Annotated in this window: 12 protein-coding genes; 6 read left to right on the top strand and 6 right to left on the bottom strand. The window is 41.8% G+C overall.

Going from position 1 to position 22687, the window contains the following annotated elements; genetic code table 11:
• Positions 1-175 precede the first annotated feature (175 nt).
• On the bottom strand, positions 176-1426 hold the full coding sequence (locus tag N6H18_RS14520) for a cation:proton antiporter (RefSeq protein WP_262309002.1): 1251 nt from the start codon (positions 1424-1426) through the stop codon (positions 176-178).
• A 297-nt stretch (positions 1427-1723) separates the two neighbouring features.
• Here N6H18_RS14520 and N6H18_RS14515 point away from each other — a divergent pair, with 297 nt between their 5' ends.
• Positions 1724-6997, top strand: a complete 5274-nt coding sequence (locus N6H18_RS14515; protein ID WP_262309001.1) for a DUF3616 domain-containing protein — start codon at positions 1724-1726, stop codon at positions 6995-6997.
• A 110-nt stretch (positions 6998-7107) separates the two neighbouring features.
• On the opposite strand, the gene N6H18_RS14510 is transcribed toward N6H18_RS14515, so the two are convergent.
• The 4 genes from N6H18_RS14510 to N6H18_RS14495 form a co-directional block, all read right to left on the bottom strand.
• On the bottom strand, positions 7108-9033 hold the full coding sequence (locus N6H18_RS14510) for a chondroitinase-B domain-containing protein (protein WP_262309000.1): 1926 nt from the start codon (positions 9031-9033) through the stop codon (positions 7108-7110).
• Between the two features lie 144 nt (positions 9034-9177).
• Positions 9178-9663 carry a DUF6653 family protein gene (locus N6H18_RS14505; RefSeq protein WP_262308999.1) on the bottom strand — a complete coding sequence of 162 codons (486 nt, stop codon included), beginning with the start codon at positions 9661-9663 and terminating at the stop codon, positions 9178-9180.
• Between the two features lie 344 nt (positions 9664-10007).
• Positions 10008-10400 carry a DUF1398 domain-containing protein gene (locus tag N6H18_RS14500; protein WP_262308998.1) on the bottom strand — a complete coding sequence of 131 codons (393 nt, stop codon included), beginning with the start codon at positions 10398-10400 and terminating at the stop codon, positions 10008-10010.
• A 91-nt stretch (positions 10401-10491) separates the two neighbouring features.
• Entirely contained in the window at positions 10492-11256 is a 765-nt protein-coding gene (locus N6H18_RS14495; RefSeq protein ID WP_316044817.1) for an AraC family transcriptional regulator, read from the bottom strand.
• A gap of 199 nt (positions 11257-11455) precedes the next feature.
• Between N6H18_RS14495 and N6H18_RS14490 the strand changes: the two genes are divergently transcribed.
• Entirely contained in the window at positions 11456-11977 is a 522-nt protein-coding gene (locus N6H18_RS14490) for a hypothetical protein (RefSeq protein ID WP_262308996.1), read from the top strand.
• Positions 11978-12079: 102 nt separating this feature from the next.
• A complete protein-coding gene (locus N6H18_RS14485) occupies positions 12080-13846 on the top strand; it encodes a WD40 repeat domain-containing protein (protein ID WP_262308995.1) in 1767 nt (588 codons plus the stop codon).
• 39 nt (positions 13847-13885) lie between these two features.
• Here N6H18_RS14485 and N6H18_RS14480 read toward each other — a convergent pair whose 3' ends face one another.
• Positions 13886-16177 (bottom strand): patatin-like phospholipase domain-containing protein, encoded by a 2292-nt coding sequence (locus tag N6H18_RS14480; RefSeq protein WP_262308994.1) that lies wholly within the window; start codon positions 16175-16177, stop codon positions 13886-13888.
• Between the two features lie 287 nt (positions 16178-16464).
• Here N6H18_RS14480 and N6H18_RS14475 point away from each other — a divergent pair, with 287 nt between their 5' ends.
• From N6H18_RS14475 to N6H18_RS14465, 3 genes are all read left to right on the top strand, one after another.
• Entirely contained in the window at positions 16465-18246 is a 1782-nt protein-coding gene (locus N6H18_RS14475) for a DEAD/DEAH box helicase (protein WP_262308993.1), read from the top strand.
• A 229-nt stretch (positions 18247-18475) separates the two neighbouring features.
• Positions 18476-20185 carry a tetratricopeptide repeat-containing sensor histidine kinase gene (locus tag N6H18_RS14470; protein WP_262308992.1) on the top strand — a complete coding sequence of 570 codons (1710 nt, stop codon included), beginning with the start codon at positions 18476-18478 and terminating at the stop codon, positions 20183-20185.
• A gap of 303 nt (positions 20186-20488) precedes the next feature.
• The gene (locus tag N6H18_RS14465) at positions 20489-22681 is read left to right on the top strand and encodes a tetratricopeptide repeat-containing sensor histidine kinase (protein WP_262308991.1); all 2193 of its coding nucleotides are present in this window, start codon (positions 20489-20491) and stop codon (positions 22679-22681) included.
• The last annotated feature ends 6 nt before the right edge of the window (positions 22682-22687 follow it).

The raw sequence follows: 22687 nt of genomic DNA, 5'->3' as shown, positions 1-22687 counted from the left end.
GCGACTAAATTAATCACTAATTGTAGAAATGGGGTTGTGTAAAAATGAGATTTCTCAATTTAGATAAGTAAATAAACTTGCTCAAATCTCAAAAGGGATGATCGGCACAAAGAACAGGGTGTCGTACTATACGATCTAAAACACTCCTCAAACTCAAGCTGAAAGCGTGGTACAACTAGCCCACTTTTGAATCCTTCAATACTTTTTTGACCAATGGCCCGATAGTCAGGCCTTGAAAGATGATGGAGAATACCACAATTACGTAGGTGATGGTCAGGAAGAGTTCACGCTCCATGTGTGGTGACAAGGACAAGGCCAAAGCAATAGAAATTCCCCCTCTGATGCCTCCCCAAGTCATAATTAGATTGGTATTGGGAATGAAGTCCAATTTGCCTTTGAAGAATGCCACAGGCCCAGACAGAGCAATATACCTAGCCAACAATGCCAGAGGGATTGCAATCAACCCAAACAAGATGTATTTTCCATTCATAGAGACTACTAGCAGCTCCAGACCGATCAAGACAAACAGGACAGCGTTGAGAATGACATCAATCAACTCCCAAAATTTGTCCACATAAGTGTGCGTGTTTTTCGACCAAGCGATCGTTGGAGCTTTGTTGCCTAAGAAAATCCCTGCCACCACTACCGCCAGAGGGCCTGATACGTGTAGATAATGTGCCAGAGCAGAAATCCCCATCACCAGAGCCAAGGTAATAATGACTTCTGTTTCATAATTATCAATGACTTTCATCAATCGAAATGCACCCCAACCAGCAACCAAACCTAGGATTATTCCGCCTGCCACTTCTTCCAAAAACAGCAAGCCAACATCAGTGACACTCATAGAGTCTAACCCTTGCTGAGCAATTTTGAATAGCACGATGAATACCACAACCCCTACACCATCATTGAACAGCGACTCACCCACGATTTTGGTCTCCAGTTTTTTAGGAGCATGGGCATCTTTCAAAATCCCCAATACTGCAATGGGGTCAGTAGGAGAGATCAATGCACCAAAAAGCAAACAATAGATGTAACTGATCGGATAGCTAAATGCCAAAAATACACAATACATCATCGTACCAATCAAAAAGGTAGATAGCAACACGCCTATGGTAGCAAACAAGGCGATGGGTGCTTTGTGTTTTTTGAGACCATCGAGGTTGGTATGAAGTGCCCCAGCAAACAGCAGGAAACTCAGCATCACGTCTAACAGTGCCGTTTCGAAATCTATCGATTGAATCAACAATTTGGCCTCATCCAAGACATAATGATTGATGCTACCCAAAATAGTGATCCCCACTGTGAAGACTATGGCTATGATCATCAAACCGATGGTGAAGGGAAGTTTGAGGAATTTGGTATTGATGAATGCAAAGGCTGCTGAAAGGATAATCAAAATGGTAATGCTATTGAAGATGCTCATGGTTCTCTTTTGGATATATAGTAGATCGTTGAGTTAGTTTGATCAAATATACGGTGGATTGCAATATTGATCTATTCAATCTAATCTCCAAATCACCATTGTCTACACCTGCCAGTACACTACGCATTCAATTCTTTGTTTTCTACCCACACATGAACTTGCTATTCAGTGTTTATGAAGTTTAGGTTATGTTCTTAGGAAAATTACCTATTAACATTAACTAATAGGTAATACTATTATAACCTCCTCGACTAATTACGATGATAATATTGTGGCTTGTTTAACTGGACATAAATTATGAAAAAAACTTTACGAGTTTGGCTTGGAGTTCGCGCCCGATACAAGCGATTGAGTCAATCGATTTTCCTTTTATGTATGCTGATGATCAGCATATCTGGCTATTCCCAAGCCAAACTAGAAATCACTGAGATTTACTTTGGACATGAAGGGGGAGATTTTACCGAAGATTGGTTTGAAATCACCAATACAGGAGATGTAGCATGGGTGAGTGGTGTGGATGCAGCCTTATACTATGATGATGATTCACAAGACGCTGCTACGGCAGACCTGATTGAAGGTCTCGTAGATATCATCGCAGGAGAAAGTGTGGTGGTCATGATCGGAAATGCTGCCGACGCTGATGCATTCGAATCAGTTTGGTCTCCAGATATAGATTTGACGACTGTCGAGATTGGTTATGTAGATGGCGCAGGCCTAGGTAAAAATGGCGACTATGTTACCTTGTGGTTAGGCGACCCAAATGTAACCATGGCAGACCCAATTGATTACAAAGGGTATCCTGCTCCTGTAATAGAAGAAAATGACGGCCAATCCTACGACGTAAGGCTGGAAGAATATAGCAGTGTGGGCAACCCAAGTGGCGCTGTTCAAACTACCGCCGTAGATAGTGAATTGAATGTACCAGGAGTTGGCTCTCCTGGGCGCAGTTCTGCTCCAACCTATTTCAGCAAACTAAAAATCACTGAGATATTTTCTGGACAGTCTGGAGATAAATTAACGGCTGATTGGTTTGAAATAACCAATGGTTCTGACAAAAATTGGGTATCAGGAGTAGATTTTGATCTATACTATGATGATGATTCTGCTGATCCAGAGGATGCTACCTTGATAGAAGGCCTGACTACTATCCCAGCAGGCATGACTGCCATAGTCGTGATAGGTGAGGAAGTTGACGTGACTCAATTCACTAATGTATGGAGTCCTGATATTGACTTGTCTGAGGTATCCATAGGTTGGACAGAGGGTGCTGGCCTAGGTGGGGGGGGTGATGTCGTGACCTTATGGTCTGGTGATGTCCATAGTACGACACCTGTATCAGCCTCTTATCCAGATGCGTCTGCTGCAGATGGTCAGTCATACGACGTAGAATTGTCTCTATTCAGCACAGTTGGGAATGGAAATGGTGCAGTACAGACTACAGCAGTCAATGCTGACACCTCTGGTGTACCCAATGTCGGATCTCCAGGGATCAGTGGCAACAAATCTGCCAATGCCAATGCACCAAGTATTGTAGCTGATGTGGCTAGTACTACCCGGAGATTAAACATTCAAGAGAACCTAAACTCATTTGTATCAGGGGTAATCAATGACCCTACTGACCCAGCTGCTACGAGTGGCATAGTCTTTACTTTGAGTGATTTGTCTACAGCTGTCGAAGATCTAACCTTATCAGCTGTGAGTAGTGATCTTTCGGTAGTTAGCGCCGAAGGCTTGGTCATTTCAGGTACGGGAGCTAACCGTACCTTGCAGATTGTACCAAGTGGAGTGGGGTTCTCAACTATCACGGTGACTGTCACAGATACAGAAAGTGACCCATTGACAAGTTCATACACCATCAGCTATGCAGCATCATTTGCAGCAGCGAGTCCTTCTACAAGCAGATTTCATACGGGTGTATCTGATGGGTCTACAGCAATCCCTGTAGGAACAGATTACATGTGGGTTGGGGATGATGAAAATCAAACCATCCGTCTTTATGATAGAAATAACTCTGGTTTTCCATTGAAGGAAATAAATTTCGATGCGAATGTAGGAAGTGCCGAAATTGACATTGAAGGATCCTTTCAAGATGATATGTATATCTACTGGATGGGCTCTCATATCGAACCAGAGAGATCTTCCATTTTCAGTGTCTCGCCATCAGGATCAGATGTCAATTCTGATTTGACTTATGTAGGAAAATACACAGGTCTAAGACAAGATTTGATCGATTGGGATGCTAGTAATGAACATGGATTAGGTGCCAACTATTATAATATGGCTGCTACACTCGAATTGGAAGCCATGACAGCAGATCCAAACAATGCAGACGGTGCTATTCTAGCCTTGAGGTCGCCCTTTTTAAACGAAGAGGCATTGATCATCCCTATTTCTAATTTTAAAGCTCTCGCGACTGCTGCTACCGAAATGCCCCAAGGTAGTGCGGTATTCGGTTCAACCTACACTTTGGATCTATACGGTAGAGAATTTAGAAGTATCGAGTGTGCTGCCAATGGCTGTTTGATCGTTGCAGGACCAAGTCCTGATGGAAAAGTATCCGATTACCGACTGTTTACCTGGACGGGATCTTCGTCTGATCCTGCCGAAATGAGAGCTGCAGATATCATGTCAGTAGTGACAGTCGGAGCTGTAGAAGGCCTTGTCGGTGTACCTAGCGTTCCTTTCATCGGCGCAGCAGGAAATGACGTAGAAGTACAACTCATAGTTGATACGGGTACTGTAGATTACTACTCCAGTGGGGAAGAAGCAAAGGACTTGGAACACGTAGAGTGGAAAAAATTCAGATCTGAATTTATCAACCTAGGAGCTGTAGCCTCGGCACCTGTTGCTCGTCCAAGAGATATTGTAGTGACAGAGATCATGGTCAATCCATCTCAGGTGGATGACAACAATGGCGAATGGATTGAATTGTATAATACTACTTCAGAACCTATTGATCTAGCAGGATGGTATATCTCTGACAATGGCACGGACAATCACCAAATCAACAATGGTGGATCTTTGATGATTGCTGCCAATGGCTACTTGGTGATTGGTGTGAATAGTGACGTCACTGTCAACGGGGGGGTAGCAGTAGATTATGTAGCTAATTTCACGTTGGACAACACTGCGGATGAGATCATCATCAAAGCTTCAGATCTAGCGTTGATCAATACTGTGGCCTATGACGAATCCAATTGGTCTATGGTAGCAGGAGCCTCTCTTGCTTTGCAAAATGCAGACCTCGACAACAGCGACCCTGTCAATTGGTGTCAGGCTTCTACTGTTTACGGCAGTGGAGATTTTGGTACGCCAGGTGCTACCAACGACTGTCCAGTGCCAGCTACTTTTGATCTACGAATCACAGAAATATGGTCTGGCAATGTCAACGGTGATGATCTGACAGGTGATTGGTTTGAAATCACCAACTTTGGAGACAGTGACTGGGTACAAGGAGTAGATCCTGAATTGTACTACGATGATGAATCTGCAGATCCTAGTGAAGCTGATTTGATAGAGGGTATAGCAAGCATACCAGCAGGTAAAAGTGTCATAGCAGTCAATGGCAGCTCAATAGCTGATGCCAACGAATTTCGGGCAGTTTGGAGCAGTGTCTATGATTTGGAAGGTGTTGAAATTGGATGGACAGATGGTGCTGGTTTAGGTGCTGGTGGTGATGCCGTTACTTTGTTTATCGGAACACCTAGTGTAGGAAGTATTATTGATGCCAAAACATATCCTGCAGCAACAGATGGCGCATCTTATGACCTGATTTTGGAAGCATTTAGTGTCGCAGGTCAAGGAATGGGGCAATTAGGAACCTCCATCGCTGTAGCTACTGCGACAAACAATGCTGCTGAAGCTGCTGTAGGATCACCTGGCAACAAGGGTGTAGTCAATGTGACAGGTTTTGATTTGCAGATCACGGAAATATTCTCAGGTCAAGAAGGAGAGAAATTAACTGCAGATTGGTTTGAAATCACCAACGTGGGAACTACAGATTGGATCAGTGGTGTAGATCCAAATCTATACTATGATGATGAGTCTGTGGACGCAGATGACGCTTCGTTGATCGAAGGTTTGACAAGCATTGCAGCAGGACAGCGTGCCATCGTGATCATTGATGAGGAAGCTGCAGCTATGGTTTTCAAATCAGTGTGGAGTCCAGTGATTGACTTGACTACTGTACAAGTAGGATGGACCGACGGAGCAGGATTAGGAGCAGGGGGGGATGTTGTCACATTGTGGGCAGGAGATCCATCTAGCACTACTCCAGTAGACCTAGCAGCCTATCCAGACACTGAGTTGTTTGATGGTAAGACTTTTGATGTCGAAAAGAATGCATTCAGTGAAGTGGATTATAGCAAAGGCGTGGTAAGGACGATGGCTATAAATGATCTTGATGTACCTAATATTGGCTCACCAGGAAACGGAGCAGTTGTACTACAAGATGCGCTCTTTGTGGAGTTGAAGATTACCGAGATTTTCTCAGGACAAGAGGGAGATGATTTGACAGCCGATTGGTTTGAAATCACCAATACGGGATCTGTGGATTGGAACAGTACAATTGATCCAGCGTTGTACTATGATGATGACTCTGAAGATAAAGACAAGGCTACTTTGATTCGTGGTATTGAATCCATCCCTGTGGGTAAGAGTGTAATCGTGATGATTGAGCAACAATCAGCCATCGCTGATTTTGAAACAGTGTGGAGTCCCATTTTGGATGTTTCTCAATTTGCGATCGGATGGACAGATGGCGCTGGTCTAGGTGCAGGTGGAGATGCTGTCACCCTCTGGGTAGGCGACCCATACCAGTACAAGTCCACCGATGTAGCGACATACCCTACTACCGAGTTGAATGATGGTCAATCCTACGATGTGGTATTGGACGCATTCAGTGCGGTAGGCAATGCCAGTGGTGCGGGTCAAACCATAGCAACCAATGCAGATTTTGGCATCCCAAATACCGCATCACCGGGCAACATCAACTTTACTCCTTACCTAGTCAATACAGTTTTGGATACGAATCTAGGTGAGGGCGTTGTCTCAGTAGATGTAGACCTAACGGGTGTATTTGCTGATGCAGATGGAGATGTATTGACTCTAGTAGCTACGAGCAGTGACGAATCTGTGGTAACCGTGTCTTTGGAGGGGTCTATCTTGACCATATCTGGACATAGTGAGGGAGCAGTGACAATCACATTAACGGCTACAGATAAGGGGTTATTGTCTGCTACTACTACATTTGGTGTGACAGTCGAGGAGACCACAGAGGAAGAACCTATCGTTGAGCCAATCGATCCGATTGCCTTGAGCAGTCTTGATTCACCTGACGTAGAGCTAGTCATGTATCCTAACCCTACGACGGGTCTACTCAACATCCATGCAGAAGGCGAGCAGCTCACCTATGCCAAGATCTATGACCTAGGTGGACAATTGGTACTGACCAAAAATCTCAACGGTTCGTCTACAGATAGCATAGACATCACTGGCTATACAGCAAACATGTACTTGGTGCATGTCTATACTCAAAATGGCTTCAAACTATTAAAGATCAATAAGAATTAAGCTTTATCAACTGATTGATAAGCTCATACAACAAAGCCTGATGCATTCACATCAGGCTTTGTTTTTTTTACGAACCCTGTACCGAAGTGAAAACTCACCTCAAACTTGCATTACTTCTTGATGATTTTCACCCGACTGCTATCCATTACATGGTTGTGCAGATCATACTGTTTTAGATTGACAAAGTACATCCCAGTTGCTAGGTTGGATATATCTAGTTCCCATATGTGTTGACCTGGTTCCAGGTATTTGTCCCATTGGAGTCCTGATTTCTGACCTGTAAAACCCAACACTTCTATCTGTATCCTTGTCCTACTAGATGCATTGATTTCCAGTTTCAGTTTGTCGTGAGTAGGATTTGGATACAGACTGATCGTATGGTTACCCATTCTCATTTGGGTATCCAATACCTCTGGTACCTCAGTGAAGTTAGCGGTGATTTTGGTGTCTTGATCGATCACCAAGGACTGTGGGTTGTCCGATCCGGAAATCCCTCCAGTCCAGTTGGTAAATGTCGCACCTTCACTTGGGATCGCCTTTACTGTGACCGTAGTACCTTCTGTGTACAATCCTGATGGAGGATCTAGTTGGATAGTTCCGCTACCGATGACTTCTATAGACAAGGCATAAAACCTCTGATCAGACAGGTAGGAGGGACCTGTATTGCCCGCTGTGGCATGGGGTCGTAGCACTCCATCTTGGCTATACTCACTGGCTCCCACATCTTTTTGAGTGATGGCCGATGGTCGTGGTTGCTTCATCATATCCAGCAAGAGTTCACTGTCTATATCCAAACCCTCAAAAGTAGGAATAGTAGGAAAACCTGCTTGACCAGCGTCTATTGCTGGACTGATAGTGCCTAATTGAAGAAAGTCAAATTCGTTTTCTTCCAACAATGGATTCATAGCTGAGAGACCCGTGACAGGATCGATCCCCAATGTACCATCCGAAATATTTCCGATCCAGGTTTCATTCCCTGTAGCCACTGCAAACAACTTATCAGTGGGTTGCGCAAAGAGGTTGTTGGCCAAGACCACGTTTTTGGGAGCATTGCTTCCTCCAGTATTGCCCAATTCTACTTGGGCGCTGTTGACGAAGGTGTTGAAGTATATATGGATATAATCCAGTGGATCAGAAGACTCATTTTGCAGCAGAATAGATCTGCGTGTGTTGCCTTCAAAGTAGTTGTTGTAGATGAAATGATTTTGCCCTTCGCGCACCCGAATACCTCCCATGTTGTGGAGAAAAAAATTGCCATACACCATCCCTTGGTTGCCATGCCTCAATACCAGTTCAGCTTTTGTATTGTTCTCGAAGGTGTTGTAACGAAACACATTCTGTGCTGCTTTATTGGAGATAATCTCACCATCCCCATCACAGGCGGTGAAATAACAGTACTCAACAACCGATCTGCTGATGAACTTGCTTTGGGTACTTACACCAATTCGGATCGGTTCGATCCCCATGTCACCACCCGAACCAGCAAAATTCTTAAAGGAACAAAATTGTATGGTGTGGTAGCCTGGTTGTGTAGCATCTACGAGGATGGACAGGATATTTTGATCATCCAGATTGAGTCGATTTTCAAAGTTGCAATGACTCACCGTGACACGTTGGGACAACTCATCTATGATCAGGTATTTATAACTCGTGTAGTCTTTGATATTGATCTCTGTGACCAGTACATCACTGCCATCGATGACGATCACATGTGCTGTCTTGATGTCTCCGGACAAGAACTGAATACCACTCAGCGTCACTCCATCTGCTGGAATCTCCACTCTCGAAGCACCCGTCATGCTCACCTCACCACTGACCTCTGCCGTCACGATGACCCCATCCTTGTCTATGTCCATGGACACGTGGCTGTAGATACCAGATTTCCAAACGATGGAATCACCTGCTACGGAGGCGTTGAGGGCTGCATCAAACTCCGCCTGAGACGTGACGAAGCGTTTGTTGGATTGTGCAAAAGTGGGCCATGCCGTCAGGATACTTACCAACATGATGGCCAGTGTGCGATTGAGTGTTTTCATAGTTCTTTCAAATACCGCTCTAAATTGGTTGACCAATTCCGTAAATGAAAGCGATTGATGAAATATTATCTGAGAAGAGTAACGAGTTTGCTTCGAGTAAACTCGTTAATAGCACATAAAATGGGAACGCAATACAGTTACTACCTAGCGGGCGGTGTTATTCATTTCTTCAAATATCCAAACCATTCTGTCCAAAAACCACATTTTAGCCAAGTAAACAGTTATTGCTCCGATAATGGTCCAATTAATTTCAAGCTTCCATAAGCCTACTATTAGTATGATTCCGCCGATGGTTTGTAGAATGGTTAAAATACGAACTACTGTGTTGTGGTGTTTTGGAACGGGATTCCGCTTGCGTTCAGACCAATATTTTTCACCCAATACCGACTTTGATCCCCAATTGTCAAAGCTTTTGGGCTTTTTAAACAATGTAGGATTAATAATTAGCCAAATAACAAGAAGCGATATCGGAATTAGAGAATACCAACCTATCCAAACCCTTGACCAAATCGCCAAAACCAAAAACGGCAAAGTGACAAACCTTGTCCATACAGACCATGGATTTGCATGTTTCAACCAACTATCACCTTTTAGGTTGAATACTTGTGCTATCTGTTTTTCAAAACTCATAGTACTCTGGTAGTCTATTTTTATCGTGTGCAACGACTCAATATGCTGCAGGTTGCTCGGTAGCTATTTGCTCTCTTACGAATATAGTCGAATCCCTGTAGTCATATCTATTGCTATATGCATTTCATATGTTCTTAATGTATTCCTCTGAAATCCGAATATTCATATGTTTTTCCAAATGGTTGGCGTGATTGCGAATATGTAGAAACATGCGTCACTACGTTCTTTGTTTTTACATGAGCGTAAAGACTGTCTCTTCAAATGTAGTAGGTCTACAGTTTTGCCAGACCAATCGAGTGTGATACACTGCTGAAGACGCCAATTTTAAAGGAAAAGATAGCAGTTCATACAACGGGTATTTCTTCAATCAATACCTTGTTACCTCTTTTGTCGAAATAGGTACAAGTCATATCATTCATACATATTGTCCATTTCTCAATACCAAATTTCGCACACATCTTAATGAAAGTAAGGAAGTCTGTTTTGCCTTGTTGATGAGCAATTAACTCGACTTTAAATTCTTCCATTTTTGAACTGTCCGCTATTACTAGTGACTCATATTTTGCAGGTACTTTTGCTGTGTAATCATTTGCTCCATGATAGTGAATTTGTCCATCGCTTACATAGGCTTCATAGTGTGTGATGCCTAATGCCTTAATTTCTGCGATGTAAGACGGGAAATCGGCACCCGATTTCACTTTGCTGTGCGCTTCTTTGATTTGTTCTATAGTAAACATTCTACTTGACTTTTAATTGCTAAACGATATGTTGAATTACAGCGCAAAGATTCTACGGTTAAAAATCTCGTGATTGTAAAAAATCGTTTTCCTAAATTATGTGTTTGAAATTTTCAGGCGTGTGGCCTGTGTACTGTTTGAATACTTTGATAAAATGAGCTTGATCGAAAAATTTACTCTCGTAGCAGATTTCGGTCAGCGTTTTAGTCTCGTTCAGGTTTTCAAGAACTGCGTTGAAGCGAACAATAGAAGCAAATTTTTTGGCTGTTGTCCCAGCCACCTTTCTGAACCTTTTTTCAAATAGACTTTGGCTAACGAATAGCCTTTCACTTAACTCTTTTATGCGAATAGTTCCCTTGCTTTGATGAATGAGTTTAATCGCTTCAATAATCAATTTATCTGTCTGAATGTCTTTGAGCTGAGTTACTAAAAACTGTTCAATAATTTTTATCCGATGTTGGTCTGTACTGGCTATTGCCAACCTTTCTTCCACCTCCACTATACTGTACTTGTCAAAAATATCGTCAAGTGAAAGGCTTAAATTGAAGAATTCGTTGGTAGGATGTGAAGTAAAATGAGCAAAACCAATTTCAGTAAAGAAGACTAGTATTGTACCGATGTCTGCTGAGTTTTTAAAGATTTTATAACTATCCGTAATACCTGTTATTCCTGCCGTTGACAGTTTGCATTCGCTGTGATTCATTATAGATAGAAGTTGCCCTTTGTATTGAAACCCCATGACAAGTCCCGATGTAGGGAATACTTTATACTCTCTTTCCAATTCATTCTCTGACACTACAAAATATTTGATGTAGGGTTTCAATCGATCCGTCGGAAAATATGTTTCAAACCTCATTATTTGGTCTATTGATACTTTGTTCAATAAAATTACCCTCAACAAATGATAATTATTGTGAAAACATCTACTATCTAATTATTAACTGTACCGTATTTCTATTCTTTGCTATCCGATGTCTTTTGTGGTGAGCCCTATTTTGTTTCTTTGAGGATTCGCCGTAAGTTTATCCTACAATCTATTACGATATAAATACACAATGAAAAGAACCATTCTAGTAGCAGCTATTTGCGCAATTTCTACTGCAGCATTTTCACAATCTAGCACCAGCATAGTTACCACCATCGATAGTCTGACTCAGGTATGGGACAAGGAGGCGGTGGTCATCGAGTCTTACGAAGGTATGAGAGACTATTGTACAAACCGTGTGCATAGACAAAATACAATCGACATGATTAAACTCATCCATCACTATGATTCGGCACTTTACAAGACTGTAAAGTCAAAGTACGATATCAATCAGGATGCAGAAGCCAAGGCGACTTTGGATGACATCAAAAAATTGGAAACAGAGTACACCACCAAAGAATTTCTCAGTTTTATACATGAAGAATGTGCGACCTTCAACATGATCGAGAAAAACTACGGGAAATCCAAGGGAAAAACCTATGAAAAGGAAGTCAAAAAGATGGAGAAGGAATTGGCACAATATGTAGATCAGATCACACTACAAATCGATATCATCGACGAACATATCCATCATCTGGAAGGCCTAGACTAAGGCAAGACTGAAATAGTCTCTACAGCATAGTCAAAGTCTCAACTAGGGATTATTTTAGATAAAAAGTCACTTTGCTATATCATACCAGTCCAACTAGCACCTATGAGCGAGATCTACATCAGCTACACCGCATCAGACAAAGCTAAGGCTAAGAAGCTAGCTCTTGCCCTTGGTCAGTTGGGTTGGTCCGTATGGTATGAGCGACGTATCAATTCTAAAACAGGAAACTTAGAGAGCAAAGACGAGGCAAGAAAATATGCCAAATCCGTCATAGTCATCTGGTCAGAACAATCCATTGATGACCTCAACATCCACAGAGAGCTTTTGGAAGCGCAGGAGGCTGGTACACTGATTCATGTTTCTTTTGATTCGGTTTCTATTCCAGAGGTATTTCCTGTCAAACAGATTTACCAACTTGGGGATTGGGACGATGACCATGACAAAGTTTTTCAGATTTTGCGTAGACAATTGGAGGACACGATTGGGCAACCCAAGTTGAAAGGTACTTGGAAGAAACCCCTGATGATACTTATGGCACTGTGTGCCTTTGCTTGCTTTGTATGGGTCATTATCTTTCTAAAGAACAAAAATGACGAACTGATGGCTGATACCTTGGCATGGAGAGCTGCCGAAAGAAAGCTTACACACGCCAGTATATTAGCCTATAGCCAAGACTTCCCAAAAGGGAAATACCAAGCATTGGCGCGTGATTACCTAGACAGTCTGGGGGACTTGCTGCTATGGGATACCGTCAGAGCAGAGGCTCAATTGGTGTCTTTTCAGCGTTATTTGCATCAATACCCTAAAGGTCAATATGCGTCACGTGTGCAGATCATTATCGACAGTTTGGCAGATGAGCAAGCATGGCTAAAAGCCAGTGCTGAGAATACACTGGTGAGTCTCAAAGTCTATGAAACTATCTATCCACAGGGGATTCATGTGCAAGAAGCCAAAATGCTGATCGCAGCAATCGAAAATCCAAAGTCGGTCAAAAGCCTTCATCGCAAACGACCTCATCTCGTGCGTGAATTTACCAGCCCCAAAGACATAGCGTGCATCGCTGTATCTAGAGATGGAACCAAAATCATGACCCGTGCATGGAACAACTCCGCATGGCTTTGGGATATCAATGGACAGGTGATACAGGAGTTTAAAGGTCACGACGATTGGATAGCTTCGGTAGCCATATCTCCCGATGCACGGTATTTTTTGACAGGATCTTGGGACAAGACAGCCAAACTTTGGGATCTCAATGGTAGACTCATTCGTGAGTTTATAGGGCACACTGCGCACATCAGTGTAGTGATTTTTTCACCAGATGGGAGTCATGTCTTGACAGGCTCATTAGATCATACAGCACGATTGTACAAAGTATCAGGGGAGTTTATACAAGAATTTAGAGGACATACCGATATGATTACCAGTTTGGCATTTTCTCCCAAAGGAGACAAAATCCTGACTGGATCAGCAGATCACAGTGCACGACTCTGGGATCTCACAGGGTATGAGAGGTTGGCTTTGGACGAGCACATCCATTGGGTCACTTCGGTCGCATTTTCTCCCAATGGCAGATTGGTAGCAACAGGCTCCAGAGACAATACAGTCAGAATCTGGCGCCTCAATGACCAAAAAAGCCGAAAACTCAAAGGCCATAGTGACGCGGTGAATGCCGTTTGTTTTTCTCCCGATGGGGCTTACATTTTGACAGGTTCGTCAGACCATACTGCCCGAATCTGGGCATTGGGAGGTGATGTCATCCATACAGTTCAAAGCAAGGCAGGCATAGTGAGTGCTGTATCATTTTTACCTCAGGGCAATGAGTTTTTGATTGCAGCGGGCAAGAGTGCAGGACACTGGCACATCAAATGATCAGTGAGGTCTTGGTTCTGGTATCTTGATTCTCAAAACCTATTGAAGTCTATTCACCAAAGAATCAATGGTTTTGGTATTGCTTTCGGATAGGATGTTTCTCTGTAGGGACTGTTTTTCCTTGACTGTAAGGTGCCAATTGAGTGATGGTCGCTTTGCCTTGGTAGAGTCTTGAGTCGATACACCTTTGGACGTATTGACTACCTTGTAATCTTCGTACATATCATACTCGATCACAAAGTTTTGAATGGGGTTGGGGTACCAGGACTTCATGTATTCCAACTTGTACTCATTGTTGACATCCTGAAAATTAGCCAGGTTGTTGTACACACTGCTGATGGGATTGGCGATTTTATCAAAAATGGATAGATAGGATTGGGGTTCAATCACTTGTACTCTTTTGGTGTCTCGGATAGAGATGATGACGATAGCCCCCGCATTTTTTGCAAACCATTCTTTGAAGGCAAAGACGAAGCGTGCCACATCTGTTAGACCAAAATTGTCAGTAACCCCTGCATCCATGATTTTGATTGGAGGCGCACTTGGGAGTGAAATATTGGGCGTGACATAGGGGAAAGAAGCATTCATTCGCAGTGCACTTGTGTATTTGAGATCTTTGGCTCCTTGGTCTTCAAACATCCGTTGAAAATCAATGGCATCTATGATTGTTTCGTTCACACCTACTAGGTTTTGATGGGAGGTATTCATAAATGAAGTATTGTGAGCAGAGACGTAGAGTTTTCGTCCATCATTCATGATAGATGGTCCGAACAGGATCATGGGGATTTGTGCTTTCGCTTCCAACAGACCATAATCAGAAAGCTTCTTGTCTAGGATGAAATCGGTGTTTTGATTGAGCTGCTGCTCAAAGGCAAAGCCTCGGTCTTTAGTGTACCATTTGCCTTCAAACTCAAATTCTGAATTGCGCAAGAAAAGATCATTGACCACTAGGTTGAAGATAATAGGGTTCAAGTTGTCACTGGCTATTTGATCAGCATACTTCTCATCATAGGGGTTTTCGATCTGTTGCGTGCTATACCGATAGGCCAATTCTCGAAAGAAGGACGCCCCGACCATGCCTCCAGATGCACCTGTGATCATCACTGTCTGATCCATCAGTTTGTGCCCCATCTTTTGATCGATTTGAGTCAATGCACTGTACGCCCAAAGCGCGGAACGTGATCCGCCACCACTCACACACACAAATACCGCAGTAGGTCTGTCACTTTCCTGCTTACTCTTCCACCGATCCAAAATCGCCAACATCTCTTGCTTGTCTCGCATGACAATGCTGTCACTAGTCATTTTTTTGAGTTGAGGAATGGAATATTCCGCTTTAGTCGTGTCATAATTCATCCCAAAAGCTTCATGATAGTCCAGTATCGTACCTGATGTAAAGAGGAAATTGATGAAGAGATAAATCACAAGGAAAGCTGCCACGAGCCATTCCTTGGCCCAATAGGATAGCGCCCCAATGGCCATCGTGACCATCGAAAATAGAAACATCAGACTGGCCGCAGCAGGCAACTGAAACACTTTGTAATCTATCCCTAGCCCCATCAAGAGAATGAATACGATCAGAATAACTACCAAAATGACCGAGTTGAGATGGTTTTGGTCAAATACCTTGGTGATCGCCTTTTTGTTAGGAAAATGGTAGAGCTCGTCGGTGTATTTGATTTGTAACCTAAGATCAAAAAAGGAAGTGACTTTTCTTTTCTTTTTCATAGACAAACGATCGATGATATTGAATCTACTCAGGGCAATAGACTTTAGCTTGTGATTGAGTTTTTTGGTGATGTATTCATAGATATCCTTGTTGGTAAATCTAAAATAGCCATAAAGTAAGGCGATGATCAGCGTGATACCAACTAGGAACCCACTCAGATAAGTCACGATATTTAGAAATGTATTTTGCTCATTGTGTGCTTGAAATACTGTGATACAGGTCAGGTAAGTCAGTAGTGTAAATAGGGGTATCACACTGTTGTTGACAGAGAAGTTACTAAATGGTTTTTTGAGGAGTCCTATAAAGCGATATTTGTTGGCGTGAAGAATGTATCCCGTGATATGAAAGGACACTACCAGTGTACCAAATGATATTCCACACATGAAAAAGCTCCAAAAACTGACTCGATGGAGGTATTCTGGATCCAAAAACAAATAGGGGATGCCGGTGACATTGCCAGAACTACTGGTGACAAAAGCTAGTATGATCACCCAACTCAACAATAGCAATTGATGAGATTTGAAATATTGTGCTAGTAGCTGGATGGGGAAGGAGAATATGAATTTTTCAAGTATGCCTCGTTTCCTGTTTTTCTTGCTCATCGGTAGTTGGAATCAAAAGATTGCTCTCAGATATAAAACTAATCAGCTCCAATCAATTATTTGGTGTACACCGAAAAATCTTGTCGTTCAGAGAGAATAAAAGTAGAATGGAAGAGAAACCAAACAAAAAGAAACTCAACCAATTAAGGCAAAAACAAAGCCCCAAGAAGGTCGCGTGAATGGGTAAGTGCGCGATTTTCCTTGATTCTAGGGCATAGATAACTATCAGATAGTTAGAATGCTATACGGAATATAGCTACCTTTGCAGCTCATTTAAATAATACGTATTGAACAATTTCCAGGAATTAGGGCTTGATGAGCATATCCTTCAGGCACTAAATGATTTAGGAATCAGTAAACCTACTGAAATTCAGCAAGAAGCCATCCCTTATTTACTTTCTTCAACCAATGATTTTATAGGGCTAGCTCAGACAGGTACAGGTAAAACTGCGGCCTTTGGACTGCCTCTACTACAGTTGATAGAGGAAGATAGCAACTATTGTCAAGCCATCGTCTTGTCCCCAACGAGAGAATTGGCACAGCAAATTTCCGAAGGACTCAAATCCTTCTCAAAGTACAGTAAAAAATTGAAAATTGAGTGTGTATATGGTGGCGCTCCCATCATGACCCAACTCAGAAATTTGAAATCAAAGCCTCAGGTCATTGTAGCTACACCAGGTAGATTGGTGGATTTGATCAAAAGAAAGGCAGTTGATGTAACCAAACTCAGATACCTAGTCCTAGATGAGGCAGATGAGATGCTCAATATGGGATTCAAAGAAGAATTGAATACCATTCTTTTGCAAACACCAGATGAAAAATCTACATGGTTGTTTTCGGCTACCATGCCCAAATTAATCAGAAAGATAGTCGCGGACTACATGCACAATCCGCATGAAATCTCCGTCAAAAGTGGTGTAGAAGTCAATAAGAATATTGCACACCAGTACATGATTGTGAAAGTCTCTGATAAATTGGAGGCAGTCAAAAGATTCATGGACATGGAAGGCGATCTCTATGGTGTGATGTTTTGCAGAACCAAAATCGATACACAAAACATCGCTGACGAATTGAGTAGAGCGGGATATGCAGCAGAAGCATTGCATGGTGATCTCAGCCAAAACCAAAGAGATTTGGTGATGAAAAAATTTAAAGATCATGCTATCAACCTATTGGTTGCGACAGATGTAGCGGCCAGAGGGATTGATGTCAATGACTTGACACACGTGATTCATCACAAACTACCTGACGAATTGGAATTCTATACACATAGAAGTGGTAGAACAGCCAGAGCAGGTAAAAAGGGGGTTTCTGTAGCATTGGTATCCAAAGCAGAACAACGTAGATTGGGTCAGATAGAAAACATATTGGGTATTGAATTTGAGAAGGTTTTAGTACCAAGCGGTGATGCCATTGTTTCCAAGCGCATTGACAGCTGGTCTGCTTCGATCATTGCACAAGAGATCAAAACCAATCTACCTGATGGATTCAGAGACAAAGTTCATGCAGATTTGGCTGAGTTGACCAAGGAAGAGTTGATAGACAAACTGATGACTATTGAGTTTAATAAACTGAACCTGACAGACACCCGTGACCTCAATTCATCTGCCCATAGCAAATCTGACAGATCGGATCGATCAGAAGGGCGTGGTACACGTGACCGTGACGGTGGAGGTAGATCAGAAGAGCGCAGAAGTACCAGAACTAGCAGTTCACATGTGAAATTCACGATCAACCTAGGCAAGATAGATTCAATATCCAAATCAGACATCCTGAGTATTATTTCAGAAGTGACTGGTGTGGCAGGTGCTGATATTGGCAGAATAGAGACACAGCAGAAAAAGACCATTCTTGAGATTAGCAAAGCCAATTCTTCTGACTTTACTGGCAAATTCACGGGGTTTGAATTTGACAACAGAGAGATTAAGGTCGCCGAAGGTGGAGAGTTTACCGAGCCCAAAGGAGGAGCAAGAGAAGGTCGAGATTCACGCGGTAGAGGAGGGAGACCTGACCGTAGGAAATCGTATGGTGCAAAAGGTGGAGGCAGTAGCAAGCCAAGACGAAGATAAATGGCTTTGGGGTAGCCTCTTATCTTATACCAAAATATAGGTATTTTAGCAGAAAGCACTAGAAATGGTGCTTTCTTTTTGTTTATTTCGATTCTTTCCTTCTATATTTAAAGTCCACCTGTATTATTCATTGCTAAAGTGCAGCGCACATATGTGATTGATAATGCAACCCAAAACACAGAAAAATCTAATATCTAAGCCACAAAAGTCTGTTTCAGAAATAGACTCTATGCTTGCTTATGCCCAGCAGGCTAGAGTTAGCAATGTAGAAAAAGCCATTCAGATTGCCTTGGAGGCTAAAAATCAAGCTGAGGCGTCATGTTATGCAGAAGGAGTAGCAAAAAGCTACTGCCAATTGGGACTTTATTATATGATCATTGGTCAGCACGAGCTTGCCGCCCAATATGCCGAAAATGCTCATAAATCCTTTGAGAATCAGCAAGATCAAGCAGGGTTGGCCGAAGCGTTGTATGTGCTGGGTAGTATCAATTACAAGTCTGCTAAGCACCATGTGGCTTTAGAGTATTTATTTTCTTGTCTTAGGATTCAGGAGCGGGTGATAGACAAACAGGGTCAGTCACGTACTTTGAAGGCTATCGGTTACATCTATGAAGCTTTTGATGAATATGATAAAGCTGAGGAGACCTATTTAAGATGCCGAGAATTGAGCCGAGAAGTAGGAGACAAAGATGGAGAATCTAATGCCTGTAACCCATTGTCAGGGATCTATCTTAAAAAGGGAGACTTGACCAAAGCCAATGAGCTCATTGATGCCAGTATTGTACTCAAGCAACAGACGGGAGACAAGCGAGGTTTGGCATATTCCTATTATGGTAAAGGGAAAATCTATTTGCATCAGGCAGATCTTGAAAATGCAGAATTATGTTTCGAGAAAAGCTTGAAGAAGCATTTATATGTAGGGGATAGGATGGGAGCCGCCATGTGTTATAAAAAGCTCGGTTCATTGTATTTTTCTTTGAACAAATATGATAAGAGTAAAGAATATTTTAATCAGGCATTGGCACATGGCAATGCTGTGGATAATTATGAAATCCGCTATACAGCCTATTACCATCTGTATCTAATGGCTAAAAATGAAAGGGACACTATAGAGGCACTGCGCTATCATGAATTGTATCACGAAAATAAACTGAATGTGATCAATACAGGAGCCAAAAGCCATATCAAGTCTTTGGAGTCGGAATGGAAAATGGAAAGCTTAGAGATAGAGGCACGAAATCAAAGTGAAAAGGCTAAGCTGACTGAGAACAAAAATGAAGAATTGAGCAGGTTTGTTTCTCGTGTATCACATGACTTGAAGGGTCCTTTGTCATCCATGATTGAGTTGCACAAGATAGTAGAGTCTGAGATCAAGGATGAATTGGCTCTCTATTATTTTGGAATGTATCACAAGGGTTTGAAAAGACTGAATGAGACTATTTTGGATTTATTGGAACTATCAGTTCTTAAATCCAAGGAGTTGGAATATTCATTGATAAATTTCGAAGGACTCATCAGCGAATGTTTAGATTCATTTCACTACTATCCCAACTTCAACGACATTGATTTTCAAATCTCCATAGACCTAGATATAGTAGTGAAGTCCGATAAGCGCCTTATAAACACCGTTGTACAGAATCTACTAGAGAACAGTATCAAATATTCAAAGACTCAGTCTTCGGATAGCTTTGTTAAAATATCAGTTAAAGTCATGGCTGAAGATTATTATGCGATCATAGTAGAGGACAACGGTATAGGTATTGATGAAGCATACCAAGACAAGATTTTTGACATGTTTTATCGTGCCAATGATGAAGTGCAGGGATCTGGGTTAGGCTTATATATTCTCAAAACGGCTATTGAGAAGCTGGATGGTGATGTGAATTTGTATAGCAGACCCAACGAGGGAACCAAAATGATTGTTATATTGCCTCTGTAAAGGTTTTTTAACACCAATCTTTATCTTAGGCTATGAATTATGGTCTAAGATAAAGATCGGTGTTTGATTCCCAAAAATCTTAATTCTATAAAATTTATCTCTTGGATTATTCAATTCAAACCTTTAGTTTGGACTAATAATTTCGGTTTGATAAAAGAACTAGACACAATCTACAATTTAGCAGTATTTGAACTAAAACAGAGGGCTCATTTATTCGAGAAATGTAAATGATGTAAAATGGTTAGTTCGACAATAGGATGGAGGTACTTGCTGGTATCTTTCATTATTATTTTATGGAGTAGTATGACGTCCTTGTGCCTAGACAAGGAGGTAGAGGATAGGTATGCACAATTGGCACTATTACCATCAGACTCAAACAAGGTATTAGCCATTCTCGATCTTCTTGAAAATCATCATAAACTAGACAATGATTTAGAATTGGCCAATCAAGCCTACTATATCTCACAGTCGATTGATTACAAAATAGGTTTAGCCAAAAGTAGCTATCGAATTGGCTTAATACTCTTCGATCTATTGGATTATCCAACCAGTGCCAAAAATTTCTTAATGGCTTTCAAATTGGCTAATGAAGTGTCAGACACAAAATTAATGACAGATGCGCTGTTGGCATACGCCAAGTCATTGGATGAGCAAGACCAAATTGATTCAGCATTTTGGTATTATGAGCGAGTATTGTCGCTCTCAGATTCTATTGACTACCAATATGCCCGGGCTGAGACCAATTACTATATCGCTGGTCTTGCCAATGCCATCGGACAGAATGAAAGGGCATTGACGCATCTGCTTGATGCGGAAAACTATTACAATACCATAGGTATAGACAGTGATTCGTGGCATATACAAAACTTACTAGCAATAATATATGAGGAATCTGCTCATCAGAGCAAGGCCTTTGAATACTATTATATAGCACTGGAAAAGGCTGAAATAAGTGAGGATGAAGAAGCCATGCTGATGGTATCGAACAATCTGGCGATTTTGTATGAGTTGATAGGAGACAATAAAAAAGCCAAAGAATTCTATTGGTCTGCTATTGAGCAAGCACACGTATTGGGGTATGAAGCCGAAGAAGCATATATGCTCAGCAATGTCTCAGGCATTCATTTGGCAGAGTCAGATACGGCATTGGCTCAATCTTGTTTGACAAAATCCATGTATATCAATAGACAATTGGGAGAGAAGTGTGATATGGCCTATCCCTATCAAGGAATGGGGGATTTGCATAGTTTGAAAATGAATACTGATTCTGCACTTTGGTATTACAATCAAGCCCTTAATCTATGTGAAGAATGTCAGAATTTGCCATTGCTATCAAGTGTGTACAGACACTTGGGTCAGCTCTATATAGGAGCCTCCATCTTTTCCAAAGGAGTAGAGTATCTGCGTAAAAGCTTAGCCATGGGTGTGAAAGTAAAATTGCTCGATGAACAAAAGGAAACCAATTTTGCGTTGTACAATGCATATAAGAAGATGGGGAATATGACCTTGGCATTGGTTGCCTATGAGGATTTTCAAAAAGCCAAAGATTTGTTACTGAGTCAGACAGAAGCTAATGAAATTATAAAGATCACCTCAGATTACGAATTTAAGAAGAAGATGCAAGACCTCGATTACAAGAAAAAGGCTGACTTCCTAAAGCTCCAGGCTATGGTTCACAAGCATTCAGAAGATAAGAAAGGCCTCTACGCATTTCTGGCGCTAATACTGGTATTAGTAGTGGCATTGTCTTGGTCTTATGTTTTAGTCCAGAGACAAAATAAGAAGTTGAAAGTAATCAATGAAGAAAAGAACACTTTGATGGGGATGGTTGCTCACGATCTGAGAAGTCCTTTGAATAATGTAAAAAGCATCATGTCCATGGTAAATTTGGATTATGCAGGAGCTGACGGGGAAGAAAATCGAGACCAGATGGACTATGCGCAGATGCTTGATGAAAGTGTGGACAACATGAGAGAGATGATAGATCGAGTGATGGATATCAGTGCCATCGAAGATATGAAAGTCAACCTGAATCTAAGCAAATGTGATCTCTCAAAGTTGGTGAGCAAAGTTGCTAGTAGCTATCAATACATCGCATCCAAAAAGGGCATTAAGATCATCAAAGATTTTGATGAAAATGGGTATTATGCTACAGTAGATGCCAAATATGCTCATCAAGTGTTTGACAACCTGATGTCAAATGCATTGAAATTTAGTGATTTTGGAAGCACAATTTATCTTCGATTGGCGTTGACGAAGACCCATGTCATCTCCTCATTTGCAGATGAAGGTCCTGGGATAAGCATCGAAGATCAACAGAAGCTGTTTACCCGCTATCAAAAGCTTAGCGCTCGCCCAACGGGTAACGAAGACTCTACAGGCTTAGGACTATCGATCGTAAAGAAATTTGTAGATTCGATGGGTGGGAAAGTACGTTGCGAGAGTGAACTCGGCAAGGGAAGTACTTTCATTGTTGAGTTTAAGAAGTCGTCATAATTGGAT

Origin of the sequence: Reichenbachiella agarivorans, from assembly GCF_025502585.1 — a bacterium.
In the GTDB taxonomy this organism is placed as follows: domain Bacteria; phylum Bacteroidota; class Bacteroidia; order Cytophagales; family Cyclobacteriaceae; genus Reichenbachiella; species Reichenbachiella agarivorans.
This window is presented reverse-complemented; position numbering and strand designations above follow the sequence as displayed.